Genomic DNA, 16,309 nt, shown 5'->3' on the forward strand with positions numbered 1-16,309 from the left:
GGGCGGGCGCTGGGGTGCGCTCCGGTGGCTAGATCACGTATGGGCCTTGGGTGAGGTGTCGTCCGAGATGTCCGTGGTTCATACACCCTCCCGCCCGTGCGGGTGCCGAGGCGTCCCGCCGGGGGCTGAACCCGGGGCGCCGAACGGCGGGAGCGACCCCCGCCGTTCGGCGGGGGTCGCGAGGACCGGTCACGGGACGCGGTCCGCGACCTTGGTCGCACGCTGGAGCAGCGCCTCCAGCGGACCGCGCCGGAAGAACCGCGTCCACAGCGCCGCGAACGCGCAGATGCCCGCGACGAATCCGAGCAGCACGAGCGTCGACTGCGGCAGTTCGTCGCCGCCGAGGAAGCGGATGGCGACGATGTGCAGGACGTACGCGGTCAGCGACATGCTGCCGACCGCGATGACCGGCCCCGCCAGACGCTTGAAGCGCGGCAGCGCGTCGACGGCGAGCAGGCAGAGGGCGAGCACGGCGACGGCCACCCCGGTGTTCGCCACGATCGACAGGGTCGTCTCGCTGTGCGGTGCGGCGACGAACAGCCAGCCCCAGGTGTCCTCCTCGGGCCAGCCCGCGACGTCGGACCACCAGGCCGTGCCCGTCCCGCCGGCCGGGAAGCCCGCCCGGCTCAGGGCCTGGGCCACGCCGGGCAGGTGGTGCAGGGCGAACCAGGACCCGCCGTAGCCGAGCACGGCCAGGCCCGCGCCGGTGACGGCCAGGCGGATCCGGACGGCCGTGTCCGCCAGGTCGAGCCGCGCCACGGCCATGCCCGCGATGACGAACGGCAGCCAGGACAGGGCCGGGTAGGAGCCGGTGAACAGCAGCGAGACCAGGCCGTCGCCGGTGCGGGGCCAGGCCAGGGGGCCCGTGGAGCCGCCGCCGAGGGCACCGTCGTAGTACACCGCTCGCACGATCAGGAACAGGAGCTGGGGCAGCACGAGCGCCGCCACCACGGCGATCTCGGCGAGCGTGCGCGCCGAGAGGCGGTACAGCGGCAGGACGAGCAGGAAGTACAGGCCGTAGAAGGCGAGGATCACCTCGACCGGGGTGCCGCTCATGGTGAGTGCGGTGCCGAGCGCGAGGAGGACGACGGCACGCAAGGCGACCTTGGCCACGGCCTGGCGGCCCGCGCGGCCGGTCCTGGGCGCCCGGCGCCCGGTCATCAGGACGACGGAGAAGCCCGCGAGGAACGCGAAGAGCGCGGACGACCGGCCGTGCGCCAGCTCCATGAGGAACCCCCGCACCCCGCCCGCCGTCGCGGGGTCGGGCCCCACATGGGCCGCGTACATGCCGAAGACGGCGAGGCCACGGGCGAGGTCGACGCCTATGAGACGGCCGGTCGACCGCGCCTCGGCCACCGGCGGCGCGGCCGGTGCCGGGGCCGTGGCCACTGCGTTCTGTGTCATGCCGCTCAGCCTCGGCGGCGGGCCGCGCGCGCAGTATCCGGCAGTCGTCCGACGCCGCTCCGCCGCCCGGCCCGCCCCTCCCCCCGAACGGCTGGAACCCCCACGCCGGGTGGCTGCCGTACGGGACCGCCCCCGCGCGCCACCCCCGCCGCCGCCTAGAGTCGTACGGGGACGATCACGAGGGCGGTCCCCCTCGCGGGCGGGCGGTCCGCGGGACGACGACGGCGAGGCGGCAGGCGTGATCCGGGTAGTGGTGGTCGACGACGAGGCCCTGGTGCGGTCCGGGTTCGAGCTCATCCTCAACGCGGCCGACGACCTGCGCGTCGTCGCGACCGCCGCCGGGGGCGACGCCGTGGACACCGTGCGGCGCGAGCGCCCCGACGTCGTCCTGCTCGACATCCGCATGCCGGACGTCGACGGCCTCACCGTCCTCAGGGAGCTGCGGTCGCTGCCCGAGGCCCCGGCCGTGGCAATGCTGACGACCTTCGACACCGACGAGTACATCGTGACGGCGCTGCGCTCCGGGGCGGCCGGCTTCCTGCTCAAGGACACCGAGCCCGACCAGCTCGCCCAGCTGGTGCGCACCCTCGCGGCGGGTGGTGTGGTGATGTCGCCCAAGGCGTCGCGGTCCATGCTGCGCGCCCACCCCGGGCCCGGCGGCTCCGGCGCCTCCGGTGCGGACCGGGCCCGCGTGGAGCGCCTCACCGGCCGTGAGCGCGACGTCCTCGTCCTCATCGCCGAGGGCCTGACCAACGCCGACATCGGGATCCGCCTGCACCTCAGCGCGGGCACCGTCAAGGACCACGTGAGCGCCATCCTGACCAAGCTCCGCGTCACCAGCCGCGTCCAGGCGGCCCTGCTCGCCGAGCGCGCCGGGCTCCTGGACGCGGGGGGCCGCGCGGAGGAGCCCCGGTGAGCGACCGCCAGGCACCGCGGCCCCCGGCGCGCCGTCGGGAAACCCTCGCGGCGCTGCGCGCCAAGCGGCCACGGCGGGTGCCGCCGTACCTCGTCGACCTGGTCGTCTTCCTCTGCGCGGTGATCGACCTGGGCTTCACCACCGACGGCTACGACGAGACCCCGGGGGCGCTGACCGCGGCGACGGTCGCCTGTCTCGCGCTGCTTCTCCGGCGGCGGTTCCCGCTCGCCGTCGTGCTGCTCACGCTGCCCGCCAGTGTGATGGTGGAGCTCACGGTGCCGCCGTTCGCCGCCCTGTTCACGCTGGCCGACCGGACGCGGGACCGCAGGCTCCTCGCGATGTGCGCGATCCTGTCGGCCGCCGCGTCCGCCTTCCCGTGGCCGCCGAGCGCGCTCGCCTCCGGCGACCAGACCTGGACCCTGATCTACTTCGTCTACACGCTGACGACCGCGGCCGCCCCGGTGCTGCTCGGCCAGCTCACCCAGGCGCGCCGGGACCTGTCGCGCCGCCTGGCCGAGATCGAGCAGGCGCGCGAGCACGAGCGGGCGCTGCACGCGCAGGCCGTGCTCGCCCAGGAGCGCGCGCAGCTGGCCCGCGAGATGCACGACGTCGTCTCGCACCAGGTGTCGCTGATCGCGGTGCGGGCGGGCGCCTGGCAGGTCGCCGCCAAGGACGCCGACTCGCGGGAGGCGGCCCGCACGATCCGCTCCCTGAGCGTCAACACCCTCGACGAGCTGCGGCACATGGTCACGCTGCTGCGCGCCTCCGGCGGCCGGGCCACCGAGCTCACGCCCCAGCCCACCCTGGCCGACCTGCGGACCCTGGTGGGCTCCAGCGGCATCGAGGCGGAGCTGACCGGCGCGCTGCCGCCGGACATCGCGACGCCCGCGCAGCGCGCCCTGTACCGCACCGTGCAGGAGGCGCTCACCAACGTGCGCAAGCACGCGCCCGGCGCCCGCGCCCGCGTCCACCTGTGGGACGACGGCGAGGAGTTCGGCGTCACGGTCACCAACACCCCGCCCACCCGTCCGTCGCTGCCCCTGCCCGGCTCCCAGCAGGGCCTCATCGGTCTGCGCGAGCGCGCGGACCTGCTGCACGGCACCTTCCACGCGGGCCCCACCCCGGAGGGCGGCTACCGCGTCAGGCTCGGCGTCCCGAGCGCCGACGACTGAGCCCGGCACGCCCCCGGGCTGTCCGGCCTCCTCCTGTGCCGCGCGGGCCGCGCCCCGTATACCTGGGGCCCATGACCACGCCGCAGTCCCGCCCCGCATCCCGGCCGCGTGCCGCGCTCGCCATGGCGCGCGACGCCGCCGCTGCCGTCCTCGACGACCAGGCGCTCGCCGCGCTCGACGCCGTCTGCGACCTGACGTATCCACCGCTGCTCGACGACTTCGGCACGGCGGCGGCCCGGGCCGTCCTCGGCCGGGTCGAGGTGCTCGTCACCGGGTGGGGCTGCCCGCCGCTCGACGCGGCCGCGCTCGCCGGCGCGCCCGGCCTGCGGGCCGTCGTGCACACGGCGGGCTCCGTGCGGGGGCACGTCACGGACGCCTGCTGGGAGCGCGGCGTGCAGGTGTCGTCGGCGGCCGCCGCCAACGCCCTGCCGGTGGCCGAGTACACGGTCGCGATGGTCCTGCTCGCGGGCAAGCGGGTCCTGGAGCGCGCCCGCGCCTACACCGCCGCGCGCCGCCCCGACGACCCGATGCGCACGCCCCGCACGCTCGGCAACCACGGCCGCACCGTGGGGATCCTGTCCGCCTCGCACGTCGGCAGACGCGTCATCGAGCTGCTGCACCCGTACGACCTGCGGATCCTGCTGCACGACCCGTACGTCGACGCCGCGGAGGCGGCCGCTCTCGGCGTGCGCGGCGTGGGCCTGCGGGAGCTCTTCGCGCAGAGCGACGTCGTGAGCGTGCACACGCCGCTGCTGCCCGAGACGCGCGGGCTCGTCGGCCGGGACCTCATCGCCGCCCTGCGCGGGGACGCGGTGCTGATCAACACCGCGCGCGGAGCCGTCGTCGACCAGGACGCGCTCACCGAGGCCGTGACGGCGGGGCGGATCCGGGCCGTGCTCGACGTCACGGACCCCGACGTGCTGCCTCCCGGACATCCGCTGTGGGACTGCGAGAACGTGCTGCTGACTCCGCACCTCGCCGGGTCGCAGGGCAACGAGTGGCGGCGCCTGACCGACCTCGCCGTGAGCGAGGTGGCCCGCTGGGCGGCGGGGGACGGCTTCGCCCACGCCGTGTCCGCCCGGCAGGCCCGGCTGCTGGCCTGAGGGGCGGGGGGGGGTGTCAGGCTCCCGTCGTGGAGCCCGGCCGGACGATCATCAGGATGGTGACGGTCGCCCACAGGACGTTGAAGATCCCCGTGAACATGGCGAGTTGGGCACTGGCCCGCGCGTGGGGCCGCACCGCGACCGCGCCCTCCGGCGCGTGGGCCGTGCCGTCCTCGGCCCGCGATGCGGCATCGGGCCCCGGCCCGGTCACCGCCGCCAGGGCCGCCTCCTGCCGGGGCAGGACCAGCAGCATCAGGATCAGGGCCGCCAGGAAGGTCAGCCCGATCGACGTGATCAGCCACGCGCTGCCCAGGACGTCCATGCTGCTCGCGGTGGCGAAGCCGAAGGCCACCACGGCGATGCCGAGGCCTCCGTAGACGCGGCTGATGCGGTGCAGGGTGCGCAGCGTGGTGACGGGCCGCGGGTCGTCGGGGGCGGCCAGGGCCTCGCGCAGGACCTTGGGGAACATGCTGGCGGCGACGGTGACGGGCCCCACGGCGACGATGGCCGCGAGCACGTGCAGGGTGAGGAAGAGTTTCGACATCAGGGTCTCTCGTGTGGGCGGCGGGGCGGGGGCTTCAGATCGCGACGGGCGCGGTGCCGGTGTCGCTCCACACCACGCCGCGGCGCTCGTACGCGAAGAGCTCCTCGACGGCGTGGGCGACGCGCGGCCCGAACTCCCGCTCAAGCAGGTACAGGCCGAGGTCGAGGCCCGAGGTGACGCCGCCGCCCGTGACCAGGTCTCCGTCGTCGACGACGCGGGCCCGGACGGTGCGCACGCCGAGCCCGGCCATGCCGTCAAGGGCGGCGTGGTGCCCGGTGACGGGGCGGCCCTCGACGAGCCCGGCCAGGGCCAGCAGCAGCGAGCCGCCGCAGACGCTGGCCACGGTCACGCCGGGCCGGGCCAGGGCGTCGCCGAGGAGCCCGGGCAGATCGGTGCGGAGCGTGCGCCCGAGCCGGGCGGGGATGCTGTCGTCGTCGGGGTCGCGCTGCTCGGTCGCCCCGGCGGCGCCCGGCAGGAGCACCAGGTCGGCACGGGAGGGATCGAGCTTCGCCGTGGCCCTGAGGTCGATCGCCGCCAGGCCGCTGGGGACGGAGCGGGGCCCCTCCGCCGAGACCAGTTCCACGGTGAGCGCGCCGTCGGTGGCGTGCCCGCCCGCGTACAGGACCTCCAGCGGGCCGAGGACGTCCAGCGGGTCGAAGCCGTCGAAGAGTACTGCCTGCACGCGCATGCCGGGGTTCCGTTCCGTGGTGAGGGATCCGTGCCGAGGAGCTCGGGCTCCGCCGAGGCTAGCCAGGGCGTCCCGCGCCTCGACAGTGGCTGGAATGACAGCTTTCAACGGGATATCGCCAGCACGGCATCAGGGTGGCCCGAGGGCGTGCGCGGGTCGGGGAAGGCCTGGTCGGGCGCTGTCCGCGGACGGTGTCCGGGCTTGGCGGGATGCCGGTGGTGCCGTACGTTGCCGCCATGCACACGGTCGCGGTCCTCGCCCTGGACGACGTCATCCCCTCCGACCTGGCGATGCCCATCGACGCCTTCGCCCGCACCCGGCTGCCCGGCGAGCGCCCCGGCTACCGGGTGCGGGTGTGCGCGGCCGAGGAGGAGGTCGACGCGGGCGGCGCGTTCGCGCTGCGGGCGCCCTACGACCTGAGCGCGCTCGCCGACGCCGACACGGTGATCGTGCCGGGCGTGCACGACCCCTCGGTGCCGGTGCGCGAGGACGTCCTGGACGCGCTCCGCGAGGCGGCCCGCGCGGGCACCCGGATCGCCTCGGTCTGCGTCGGCACGTTCGTGCTCGCACAGGCCGGGCTGCTCAAGGGGCTGCGGGCCACCACGCACTGGTACGCGGCGGACCGGCTCGCCGCGGCCTACCCGGACATCGACGTCGACCCGGACGTCCTGTACGTGGACAACGGCCAGATCCTCACCTCCGCGGGCGCGGCCGCCGGGATGGACCTGTGTCTGCACATGATCCGCCGCGACTACGGCTCGGCGGTCGCCGCCGACGCCGCGCGGGCGTCCGTGATGCCGCTGGAACGCGAGGGCGGCCAGGCCCAGTTCATCGTCAACCAGGCCCCCGCGCACCCCTGCGGCCAGGCCCTGGAACCGCTGCTCGCCTGGCTCGACGAGAACGCGGCCCGCGAGCTGACCCTCGACGACATCGCCGCGCACGCGGGCCTGAGCAGCCGCACCCTGCTGCGCCGCTTCCGCGAGCAGACCGGCACGACGCCGCTGCAGTGGCTGCACCGGGCGCGGGTGCGCCGGGCCCAGCACCTCCTGGAGACCACCGCCCACCCGGTGGAGCGGATCGCCGCGCAGGTCGGCTTCGGCTCGCCGACGGCGTTCCGCGACCGCTTCAAGCGGGTCGCGGGGGTCAGCCCGCAGGCGTACCGGCGGGCCTTCGGGACGCGGGCCTAGCCCTCGGGGGCCGAGCTCTCAGGGGACCAGGACGAGACGGCCGCGCAGGCCGCCCGCGGCGAGGCGGCTGTGGGCCTCGGCCGCGCGGGCCAGGGGCAGCGTGCCGGCCACGCGCAGCGTGAGGCGGCCCGCCGCCGCCAGGGCGGACAGCTGTCCCAGGGCCGCGCCGTCCGCCGCGATCCAGTGGTTTCGGGAGCGGATGCCCCGCAGGCCGGGCGGGGCGTCCGCCGCCACCGCCACGAACGCCCCGCCGCCCCGCACGGCCGCGAGCGCGGGCAGCCCGACACCCGCCGCGTCCAGGGCCCCGGCCACGCCGCCCGGGACGGCCGACCGCACCGCCGCCGCCAGGTCCGGGACGTCCCTGGGCACGAACCACTCGGCGCCGAAGCCCCGCACCAGGCCCTCGTCCGCCGCGCCCGCGACCGCGACCACCCGCAGGCCGCGCAGCGCCGCAAGCTCCACGGCGTATCCGCCGACGGCCCCCGCCGCGCCCGTCACCACCAGCGCCGCCCCGGGCGGCAGGTCGAGGGCGGCAAGCGACTGCCAGGCCGTGAGCCCGTTCAGCGGCAGGGTCGCGGCCGCCGCCGACGGCCGTCCCTCCGGCGCCGGTGCCACCGCCGTCGCGTCCAGGACCACGTACTCGGCGTACGTCCCGAGGGTGGCGTCCAGCAGATCGCGCAGGCCGATGACCTCGTCGCCCACGGCGAGCGCGGTCACGGACGGGCCCGTCGCGTCCACCGTCCCGGCCACGTCCCAGCCGAGGCCGGTCGTCGCGCGCGGCGCCATCCGCCCCGCCGCCACGAGCGCGCCGGAGCGGGTCAGCAGGTCCACGGGGTTGACGGCCGCCGCCGCCACGCGGATCCGCACCTGGCCGGGGCCCGGTGCGGGCACCGGCACCCGTGCGAGCTCCACGGCCTCCGGCCCGCCCGGCACCCGCACCACCGCTGCCCGCATCACCGTCGTCGCGCTCATCGCCCCGCCCCTCCGCCGTCGGCCCCGCCGCCCCTTCGGCGGCCGGTTGACCTCGCCGCCCAACGTAGGGAGAGTTGCTCTCCACAGGGAAGTACGCACTTCAGAGTGCCCAGGCCACCCGGAGGAGACCCCGTGACCACCCGGACCGCCGCACAGCGCCGCGCCGAGGCGCGGGCCGCGTACGACGCCTTCGTCGCGCAGTGCCCCACCCGCCAGCTCCTCGACCGCATCGCCGACAAGTGGGTCTCGCTCGCCCTGACGGCGCTGGCCGACGGGCCGCACCGCTACAGCGAGCTGGCCCGCCGCCTCGCGGGCGTCAGCCAGAAGATGCTCACCCAGACCCTCCGCAACCTGGAGCGCGACGGCCTGGTGAGCCGCACCGTCACCCCGGCCGTGCCGGTCCGCGTCAGCTACGCGCTCACGCCGGTCGGCGAGAGCCTGGCCGGTCTGATGGGGGCGATCAAGGGCTGGGCCGAGGAGCACATGGACGAGGTGCTCGCCGCGCGGACCGCGTACGACGACGGGGCGACGGCCGCCGCCGACTGACCCGCCAGGCCCGCACGGGACCGCGCGCACCGGGCGGGCGGCTCACCCCTTGCGGGCCACCACCAGGCGCCAGCGCGGGCTGCCGTCGTCCCTGCGCCCGAACTCCGCCAGCGGAAGCAGCCGTACCGTGAACCCGGCGCGCTCCAGATCGGCCTGCACCCCGGCCGGCGGAAACGTGCGGTAGTACATGACGAAGGGCGGCCGCCACAGCGCGTTGCGCACCCGCATCGCCGAGTCGAAGCCGAGCATGGCCCAGTACCATGGTGACGTGAGTGGCTGGGGTGCGCCGAGGGGAAAGGCGAACAGGCCGCCGGGGCGCAGCGCCCGGTGCACCTGGGCGAAGAGCCCGGGCCGCTCGGACGGCAGGAAGTGGCCGAACGCCCCGAAACTGACGGCCACGTCGAAGGCTGCGGCGAACGGCAGCGCGCGGGCGTCGGCCCGCACCCAGTCCACCGCCGGTCCTGGATCCGGCGCGGCGACCGCCGCCCGCGCCTCGGCCAGCATCCCGGCGCTGAAGTCGACGCCGGTGACCCGCTCCCGGCACAGCGGCAGCAGCGTCCGCACACCCGCCCCGGTGCCGCAGCACACGTCGAGACCCGCCGGGAACGGGCCAAGTGGACGCAGGGCGGCGGCGGTCGCCTCCAGGATGCGGTCGGGCGTGCGGAACGGCGTGCGGTCGAACTTGGGAGCCAGCAGGTCGTAGCCGTGCTCGGTGGAGGACAGCGCCTGCACGGCCAGTTCGCGGAGCGAGGGGCCCTGGGAGGTGAACACCGGCACAGCCTAATGAGTCGGCCTGGCCGGGAACCGCCGCGCGGTCTACCGGGCCGGGAAACGCGTCGGGTAGAGCTTCAGCTGCCGCACACCCGAACTCACACCCCGGAGGTATCCCCATGTGCGCACGCAGGACGCCCGACGGCACCGGCCCGGCGATGGCGGAAATGGCCGGCAAGACCCGTTTCGACGACATCTACGACCGCCCCGACCCGAGGGCGTATTTCCGCCGCCTCGCGCCCTTCGCCTACGAGATCCCGCAGCACGCCCAGGGCGTCTTCCGCCGCACGCTCGCCGAGCGGGAGCACAAGGGCCCGCCCGGCGCGGACGGCGGGCGCATCACGGTCCTCGACCTGTGCTGCTCGTACGGCATCAACGCGGCGCTCCTGAACCACGACCTGACGCTCGACGACCTGTACGCGCACTACACCGACGAGGCGGCGGACCGGCTCACGCCGGGTGAACTCCTGGACCGCGACAAGGAGTTCTACGCCGAGCGGCGCCGCCCGGACGCGGTGCGGATCATCGGCGTCGACACGGCGGCGCAGGCCACGGCCTACGCCCTGGCCGTCGGCCTGCTCGACGAGGCCTATGCGGAGAACCTGGAGCGCGTCCCGCCCAGCCCCGGACTGGCCCGCGCCCTTGGCCGCGTCGGCCTGATCACCGTCACCGGAGGCATCGGCTACGTCTCGTACCGCACCTTCGACGCCCTCCTCGCCCACATCCGGCTCCCCCTGTGGGTCAGCGCGTTCGTGCTGCGCACGGTGCCCTACGACCGCATCGCCGAGAGCCTCGCCGCGCACGGCCTCACCACCACGACGGACCCGCACCACCTCTACCCGCAGCGCCTGTTCACCGGCCCCGCCGAGCAGCGCGACGCCGTCACCCGGGTCGCGGCCACGGGCGCCGACCCCACGGGCTTCGAGACGACGGGCCGCTACTTCACCCGCCTGTACGCCTCACGGCCCGAGGCCGTCTGAGGATCACGCCGGGCACAGGTCCTCGCCCCTCCCCCAGTCCCGGGCGTATCGTTAAACACGGGACAATTCAGTGATCCCGGACGGCTCGACCGACAGGGGGTCGTCATGCTGGAGGAACTGATCGCGGCGGGCGCGGCCACGGCGGGCGCCTGCCTGGTGTACGCGGCGTCGGCGGCGCGTGTCGTCAAGCAGTACGAGCGCGGTGTCGTGTTCCGGCTCGGGCGGCTGCACGGTACGCCGCGGCCGCCCGGGTTCACGATGGTCGTGCCGGGCGTGGACCGGATGCGCAAGGTCAACCTCCAGATCGTGACGATGCCGGTGCCCGCGCAGGAGGGCATCACGCGGGACAACGTCACCGTGCGCGTCGACGCGGTCGTCTACTTCAAGGTCGTCGACGCCGCCAACGCCATCGTCCAGGTCGAGGACTACCGCTTCGCCGTCTCCCAGATGGCCCAGACGTCGCTGCGGTCCATCATCGGCAAGAGCGACCTGGACGATCTGCTCTCCAACCGCGAGAAGCTCAACCAGGGCCTGGAGCTGATGATCGACAGCCCCGCCATCGGCTGGGGCGTGCAGATCGACCGCGTCGAGATCAAGGACGTCTCCCTGCCCGAGACCATGAAACGCTCCATGGCCCGCCAGGCCGAGGCCGACCGCGAACGCCGCGCCCGCGTCATCAACGCCGACGCCGAACTCCAGGCCTCCAAGAAGCTCGCCGAAGCCGCCAAGGAGATGTCCGAGCAGCCCGCCGCCCTCCAACTGCGCCTGCTCCAGACCGTCGTCGCCGTCGCCGCCGAGAAGAACTCCACCCTCGTCCTGCCCTTCCCCGTCGAACTCCTGCGCTTCCTGGAACGGGCCGCACAGCAGCAGCCCCCGCAGGGCGGGACCTGAGAAGCGGGCCGCGGGGTCTTGAGGGGCCTGCCGCCGCATGCTAGAAAGCGCTTGCCAGGTCGCGCGGCACGCCTCTGCACCCCCTGCTCCCCCTCCGTCTCCCGGGAGTCCCGCATGCCCTCATGGCCCCGCCGCGCCTTCCTGCTGACCACCGGCACCACCGCCCTCGCGCTCGGCGCCCCCGGCGGGCCCACCGCCCGCGCCGCGGCCGAGGACGCGTACGCCCAACTGCGCGCCACCTGGCGGACCCTCGTCCTCGGCGAGGGGTTCAGCCCGACCGCCGAGCCCTTCAAGGGCCGCCTCGCCGGGCTCGGCGAAGCGGCCCGGCGGTGGCGTTCGACGATGGCCCCCGCGAGCGGCTCCCTCTGGCCCGACCTGCCGTACGCCGATCCCGAACCGGACACCGACCAGGACTCGTTCACGTACTCCGCGAACGTCGTGGCCGGCTATGCCCGGCTCGCCACGATGGCGCAGGCCTCCTGCCAGCCGGGCACCGGACTGACCGGCGACGCCGGGCTGCGGGCCGACGTCCTCACCGGGCTCGACCACCTCTACGCACAGGTCTACAACGAGCGCACGACGCGCTTCGGCAACTGGTGGAGCTGGCAGATCGGCGCCCCGCAGGCGCTGCTCGACACCTGCGTGCTGCTGTACGACGCGCTGTCGGCGGAGCAGGTGGCCCGGTTCTGCGCGGCCGTCGACCACTTCGTGCCCGACGCGGCGGTCGCGCACTACACCGGCACCAGCACGGGCGCCAACCGCGTGGACCTGTGCCGGGTGCTCGCGCTGCGCGGGGTCGTGGGCGCGGCCCCGGCGAAGCTCGCCCTGGCCCGGGACGCCCTGTCGCCGGTCTTCCCGTACGTGACGAGCGGCGACGGCCTGTACCGCGACGGCTCGTTCATCCAGCACACCACCGTGCCCTACACGGGCTCCTACGGCGCGGTGCTGCTCGGCGGGCTCGGCCTGCTGTTCGCGCTGCTCGCCGACTCGCCCTGGGTGGTGACGGACCCCGGCCGGCAGATCGTGTTCGACGCCGTGGAACACGCGTGGGCGCCGTTCCTCTACAACGGCCTGGTGATGGACTGCGTCGCGGGCCGCGCACTCAGCCGGGGCGTCGCCGCGTCCGACGACCGGCGGATCCAGGCCGACGACCATCTGCGCGGCCATCCCGTCCTGGCGTCGGTGCTGCTGCTCGGCCAGGGCGCGTCCGCCGCCGAACGGGCCCGCTGGCGTGGCCTGGTGAAGGGCTGGACGCGCCGCGACTACTACAGCCCGCCGCTCGCCGACCCGCACCTCGGCCTCGCCGCCCTGGCCCGTCTCAAGGACGTCGAGGACGACGCGGGGACCGCCCCGGTGCCCGAGCCCACCGGCCACCGGCTCTTCCCCGAGATGGCGCGGGCCACGCACCGGCGCCCCGGCTGGGCCGCGTCGCTCAGCATGGCCGACGCGCGCATCACGTACTACGAGACCGGCAACGGCGAGAACCTGCGCGGCTGGCACACCGGCTCGGGCCTGCTCGCCTGGTGGGGCGACAGCTTCGCCAACGGCCAGTACAGCGACGCCTACTGGCCCACCGTCGACCCCTACCGGCTGCCCGGCACCACCGTCTCGCGCACGGTCCTCGCGGACGGGGCGGGCGGGGACTGGGGCGCCGCACGCCCCGCCGTGCGCTGGGTGGGCGGCGCCACGGACGGACAGCGGGCCGCGCTCGGGCAGCACCTGAAGGGGCTGCGGAGCACCCTGTCGGCGCGGAAGTCGTGGTTCTTCCTGGACGACGCGATCGTGTGCCTGGGCGCGGGCATCGGCTGCACGGACGGCACGGCGGTGGAGTCGACGGTCGAGAACCGCAACCTGGGGACCGCGGGCCGCGCCCCCTTCCAGGCCGACGGCGTTCCCAAGGCCGTCGCCACGCCCTGGGCCCAGACCCTGACCGGCGCCCGGTGGGCGCACATCGGCGGGCACGGCGGCTACGTCTTCCCCGGCGGCGCCACCGTGAAGGCCCTGCGGGAACAGCGCACCGGGAGGTGGAGCGACATCAACCGGGGCGGCTCCGCGACACCCCTCACCCGCACCTTCCTCACGCTGTACGTGGACCACGGCATCGACCCCACGGACGGGTCGTACGCGTATCTGCTGCTGCCCGGCGCGAGCGCGGAGCGCACGGCCGAGCGGGCGGCGGCCGTCGGCTGGCTGCGGATCCTCGCCAACACGGACGCGGTGCAGGGCGTCGGCGTGCCCTCGCTCGGCTGCACGGCCGCGAACTTCTGGGCGGGCGGCGCGGCCGGGCCGCTCGCCGCGAGCGCCGCCTGCTCCGTCCTCGTCACCGAGCGGCCCGACGGTACGGCGACCGTGTGCGTCAGCGACCCGACCCGGGCCACGGGCGGCGGCCTGAGCGTGACCTGGCAGCGGCCGGTCGCCGAGGTCACGGGCAGGCCCGCCACCGTGGCCTCGGCCGCGACGGGCGGCTCGCTGACGCTCGTCTTCGGCGACCTCTCGGGCGCCCGGGGCGCCACCCAGAAGATCACGGTGCGGCTCGGCTGACCCGCCGGGCGCGCCCGCTACGACGTGGCCGCCGCCGGGAGGTCCGTCCGGGGCCGCGGGCGCCCGGGGGCCGTCCGCAGGACCAGGACCATGGTGAGCCCGCCGCCGGGGGTGTCCTCGGCGGTCAGGGTGCCGCCGAGGGCCTCGGTGAAGCCGCGGGCGACGGCGAGGCCGAGGCCCACTCCGGCGCCGCGCGGGGCGTCACCGTAGCGCTGGAACGGCTCGAAGATGCGCTCCTTGGCGTCGTCGGGGACGCCGGGGCCGCGGTCCACCACGCGCAGCTGCACCTGGTCGGCCATGGTGCTGGCGGCGACGAGGACGGACTCGCCCTCGGGGCTGTACTTCAGGGCGTTCTCTATGACGTTGGCGACGGCGCGCTCAAGGAGGCCCTTGTCCGCGGCCACCATCGGCAGGTCCTCGGGGATGTCGAGGACGACGTGCTCGGCGGGCGCGGCCATGCCCTCCAGGGCGAGCGGCACCACCTCGTCGAGGTCGACCTCGCGCACGATCGGCTGGACGGTGTCGGTCTGGAGGCGGGACATGTCCAGGAGGTTGCCGACGAGGTGGTCGAGCCGGTCGGCGCCCGCCTCGATCGCCTCCAGGAGTTCGGCCCGGTCCTCCTCGGACCACTCGATGTCGTCGGAGCGCAGGCTGGACACGGACGCCTTGATCCCGGCGAGGGGGGTGCGCAGGTCGTGGCTGACGGCGGCGAGCAGGGCGGTGCGGATGCGGTTGCCCTCGGCGAGGGCGCGGGCCTGGTCGGCCTCGGACTGCAGGCGCTGCCGGTCCAGGACCACGGCGGCCTGCGCGGCGAACGCGCCGAGCACGCGGCGGTCCTCGGCGGGCAGCACGCGCCCGGTGAGCGCGAGCGACATGTGGTCGCCCACCGGCATGTCCACATCGGCGTACTCCGGGCGGCTCGCGGGCTGCCGGGTGCCGACGCTGCCCGCGCAGGTCCAGGGCGCCGTGTCGCTCTCGCGCTCCAGCAGGGCCACGGCCTCCATCGCGAAGGTCTCCCGGACGGTCTCCAGGAGCGAGGCGAGACCGTTCTCGCCGCGCAGCACGCTGCCCGCGAGGTGGGAGAGGATCTCCGACTCGGCCCGCAGGCGGGCGGCCTGGTGGGTGCGCCGGGCCGCCAGGTCCACCACCGACGCCACGGACACCGCGACCCCGATGAAGATCACCAGGGCGACGATGTTCCTGGGATTGGAGATCAGTACGTGGTGGACGGGGGGCGTGAAGTAGTAGTTGAGCAGCAGGGACCCGAAGGCCGCCGAGGCGAGGGCCGGGAGCATGCCGCCGAGCAGGGCCGCCGCGACCGTGAGGGTCAGGAACAGCAGCATGTCGTTGGCGAGGCCGAGGCCCGGCGCGACGCCGCGCAGCAGCAGGGCGAGCAGCACCGGGCCGACCATGCCGATGAGCCAGCCCCAGATGAGGCGGGAGCGGCCGAGCCGGGCGGTGGGCGGGGTCCTGGACAGGCCCGTGCCGGTGCCGACCTCGTCGTGGGTGACCAGGTGGACGTCCAGGTCGGGCCCGGACTCACGGGCCACGTTCGCGCTGACGCCGGGCCCGAACACGTACTGCCAGGCCTTGCGGCGCGAGACGCCGAGGACGATCTGGGTGGCGTTGACGCCCCGGGCGAACTCCAGGATGCCCGCGGCGATGTCCTCCCCTATCACCTGGTGGAAGGAGCCGCCGAGGTCTTCGACCAGGGTGCGCTGGACGGCGAGCTCCTTGGGCGAGGCCGCGGTCAGGCCGTCGCTGCGGGCGATGTAGACCGCGAGGACCTCGCCGCCCGCGCCCTTCTCGGCGAGCCGGGCGGCGCGCCGCAGCAGGGTGCGGCCCTCGGGGCCTCCGGTGAGGCCGACGACGATGCGCTCGCGGGCCTGCCAGGTCGAGCGGATGTTGTGCTCGCCCCGGTACTGCTGGAGGTACTCGTCGACCCGGTCGGCCACCCACAACAGCGCCAGCTCCCGCAGCGCCGTCAGATTGCCCGGCCGGAAGTAGTTCGACAGCGCCGCGTCGACCTTGTCCGCCTTGTAGATGTTGCCGTGCGCCATCCGGCGCCGCAGCGCCTGCGGCGACATGTCGACCAGCTCGATCTGGTCCGCCCGGCGCACCACCTCGTCCGGCACCGTCTCGCGCTGCCGCACCCCCGTGATCGACTCCACCACGTCACCCAGCGACTCCAGGTGCTGGATGTTCACCGTGGATATGACGTCGATGCCCGCCGCGAGGAGCTCTTGGACGTCCTGCCAGCGCTTGGCGTTGCGCGAGCCCGGCACGTTGGTGTGCGGGAGTTCGTCGACGAGCGCGACGGCCGGGGCCCGCTCCAGGACGGCGTCCACGTCCATCTCGGTGAAGGCCGCGCCCCGGTACTCCAGCTCCTTGCGCCGTACGACCTCCAGGCCGTGCAGCATCACTTCCGTGCGCGGCCGCCCGTGGTGCTCGACGAACGCCACCACGCAGTCCGTGCCGCGCTCGATGCGACGGTGGGCCTCGGACAGCATCGCGTACGTCTTGCCGACGCCCGGTGCCGCCCCCAGATAGATCCGCAGCTTGCCGCGTGCCATGTTCTCGTCTCTGCGCTCGGG

The 16,309-nt window shown here is 75.0% G+C and carries 14 protein-coding genes; 8 read left to right on the forward strand and 6 right to left on the reverse strand.

Annotated features, from left to right (window positions below; genetic code table 11):
• Nucleotides 1-189 precede the first annotated feature (189 nt).
• Complete coding sequence (locus tag MQV74_RS06790; protein WP_242715126.1) at nucleotides 190-1,404, reverse strand: DUF418 domain-containing protein; 1,215 nt, start codon at nucleotides 1,402-1,404, stop codon at nucleotides 190-192.
• Between the two features lie 250 nt (nucleotides 1,405-1,654).
• Here MQV74_RS06790 and MQV74_RS06795 point away from each other — a divergent pair, with 250 nt between their 5' ends.
• The 3 genes from MQV74_RS06795 (at nucleotide 1,655) to MQV74_RS06805 (ending at nucleotide 4,595) form a co-directional block, all read left to right on the forward strand.
• Entirely contained in the window at nucleotides 1,655-2,320 is a 666-nt protein-coding gene (locus MQV74_RS06795; RefSeq protein ID WP_242728521.1) for a response regulator, read from the forward strand.
• Nucleotides 2,321-2,448: 128 nt separating this feature from the next.
• The gene (locus tag MQV74_RS06800) at nucleotides 2,449-3,492 is read left to right on the forward strand and encodes a sensor histidine kinase (RefSeq protein ID WP_374120769.1); all 1,044 of its coding nucleotides are present in this window, start codon (nucleotides 2,449-2,451) and stop codon (nucleotides 3,490-3,492) included.
• Between the two features lie 71 nt (nucleotides 3,493-3,563).
• Nucleotides 3,564-4,595, forward strand: coding sequence for a hydroxyacid dehydrogenase (locus tag MQV74_RS06805; RefSeq protein ID WP_242715127.1), 1,032 nt, complete (start codon nucleotides 3,564-3,566; stop codon nucleotides 4,593-4,595).
• A 16-nt stretch (nucleotides 4,596-4,611) separates the two neighbouring features.
• Here the strand turns inward: MQV74_RS06805 and MQV74_RS06810 are convergent, their stop codons facing one another.
• Nucleotides 4,612-5,139, reverse strand: a complete 528-nt coding sequence (locus MQV74_RS06810) for a hypothetical protein (protein ID WP_242715128.1) — start codon at nucleotides 5,137-5,139, stop codon at nucleotides 4,612-4,614.
• A gap of 34 nt (nucleotides 5,140-5,173) precedes the next feature.
• Nucleotides 5,174-5,827 carry a DJ-1/PfpI family protein gene (locus tag MQV74_RS06815; RefSeq protein ID WP_242715129.1) on the reverse strand — a complete coding sequence of 218 codons (654 nt, stop codon included), beginning with the start codon at nucleotides 5,825-5,827 and terminating at the stop codon, nucleotides 5,174-5,176.
• A 236-nt stretch (nucleotides 5,828-6,063) separates the two neighbouring features.
• Between MQV74_RS06815 and MQV74_RS06820 the strand changes: the two genes are divergently transcribed.
• Nucleotides 6,064-7,014, forward strand: a complete 951-nt coding sequence (locus MQV74_RS06820) for a GlxA family transcriptional regulator (RefSeq protein ID WP_242715130.1) — start codon at nucleotides 6,064-6,066, stop codon at nucleotides 7,012-7,014.
• A gap of 18 nt (nucleotides 7,015-7,032) precedes the next feature.
• Here MQV74_RS06820 and MQV74_RS06825 read toward each other — a convergent pair whose 3' ends face one another.
• Nucleotides 7,033-7,986: an NADP-dependent oxidoreductase gene (locus MQV74_RS06825; protein ID WP_242715131.1), complete on the reverse strand. Its 954-nt coding sequence runs from the start codon at nucleotides 7,984-7,986 to the stop codon at nucleotides 7,033-7,035.
• 132 nt (nucleotides 7,987-8,118) lie between these two features.
• Between MQV74_RS06825 and MQV74_RS06830 the strand changes: the two genes are divergently transcribed.
• Nucleotides 8,119-8,532 (forward strand): winged helix-turn-helix transcriptional regulator, encoded by a 414-nt coding sequence (locus MQV74_RS06830; RefSeq protein ID WP_242715132.1) that lies wholly within the window; start codon nucleotides 8,119-8,121, stop codon nucleotides 8,530-8,532.
• Between the two features lie 42 nt (nucleotides 8,533-8,574).
• Here MQV74_RS06830 and MQV74_RS06835 read toward each other — a convergent pair whose 3' ends face one another.
• Nucleotides 8,575-9,303 (reverse strand): class I SAM-dependent methyltransferase, encoded by a 729-nt coding sequence (locus tag MQV74_RS06835; protein WP_242715133.1) that lies wholly within the window; start codon nucleotides 9,301-9,303, stop codon nucleotides 8,575-8,577.
• 119 nt (nucleotides 9,304-9,422) lie between these two features.
• On the opposite strand from MQV74_RS06835, the gene MQV74_RS06840 reads away from it, so the two are divergent.
• The 3 genes from MQV74_RS06840 to MQV74_RS06850 all read left to right on the forward strand — a co-directional run bounded on the left by MQV74_RS06840 (nucleotide 9,423) and on the right by MQV74_RS06850 (nucleotide 13,715).
• Nucleotides 9,423-10,283 (forward strand): hypothetical protein, encoded by an 861-nt coding sequence (locus tag MQV74_RS06840; RefSeq protein WP_242715134.1) that lies wholly within the window; start codon nucleotides 9,423-9,425, stop codon nucleotides 10,281-10,283.
• A gap of 105 nt (nucleotides 10,284-10,388) precedes the next feature.
• Nucleotides 10,389-11,174: a slipin family protein gene (locus MQV74_RS06845; RefSeq protein WP_242715135.1), complete on the forward strand. Its 786-nt coding sequence runs from the start codon at nucleotides 10,389-10,391 to the stop codon at nucleotides 11,172-11,174.
• Nucleotides 11,175-11,288: 114 nt separating this feature from the next.
• Nucleotides 11,289-13,715 (forward strand): polysaccharide lyase 8 family protein, encoded by a 2,427-nt coding sequence (locus MQV74_RS06850; protein ID WP_242715136.1) that lies wholly within the window; start codon nucleotides 11,289-11,291, stop codon nucleotides 13,713-13,715.
• 17 nt (nucleotides 13,716-13,732) lie between these two features.
• On the opposite strand, the gene MQV74_RS06855 is transcribed toward MQV74_RS06850, so the two are convergent.
• Complete coding sequence (locus MQV74_RS06855; RefSeq protein ID WP_242715137.1) at nucleotides 13,733-16,288, reverse strand: sensor histidine kinase; 2,556 nt, start codon at nucleotides 16,286-16,288, stop codon at nucleotides 13,733-13,735.
• Nucleotides 16,289-16,309: the final 21 nt, after the last annotated feature.

This window comes from Streptomyces sp. AN091965 (assembly GCF_022698285.1).
GTDB lineage: Bacteria > Actinomycetota > Actinomycetes > Streptomycetales > Streptomycetaceae > Streptomyces.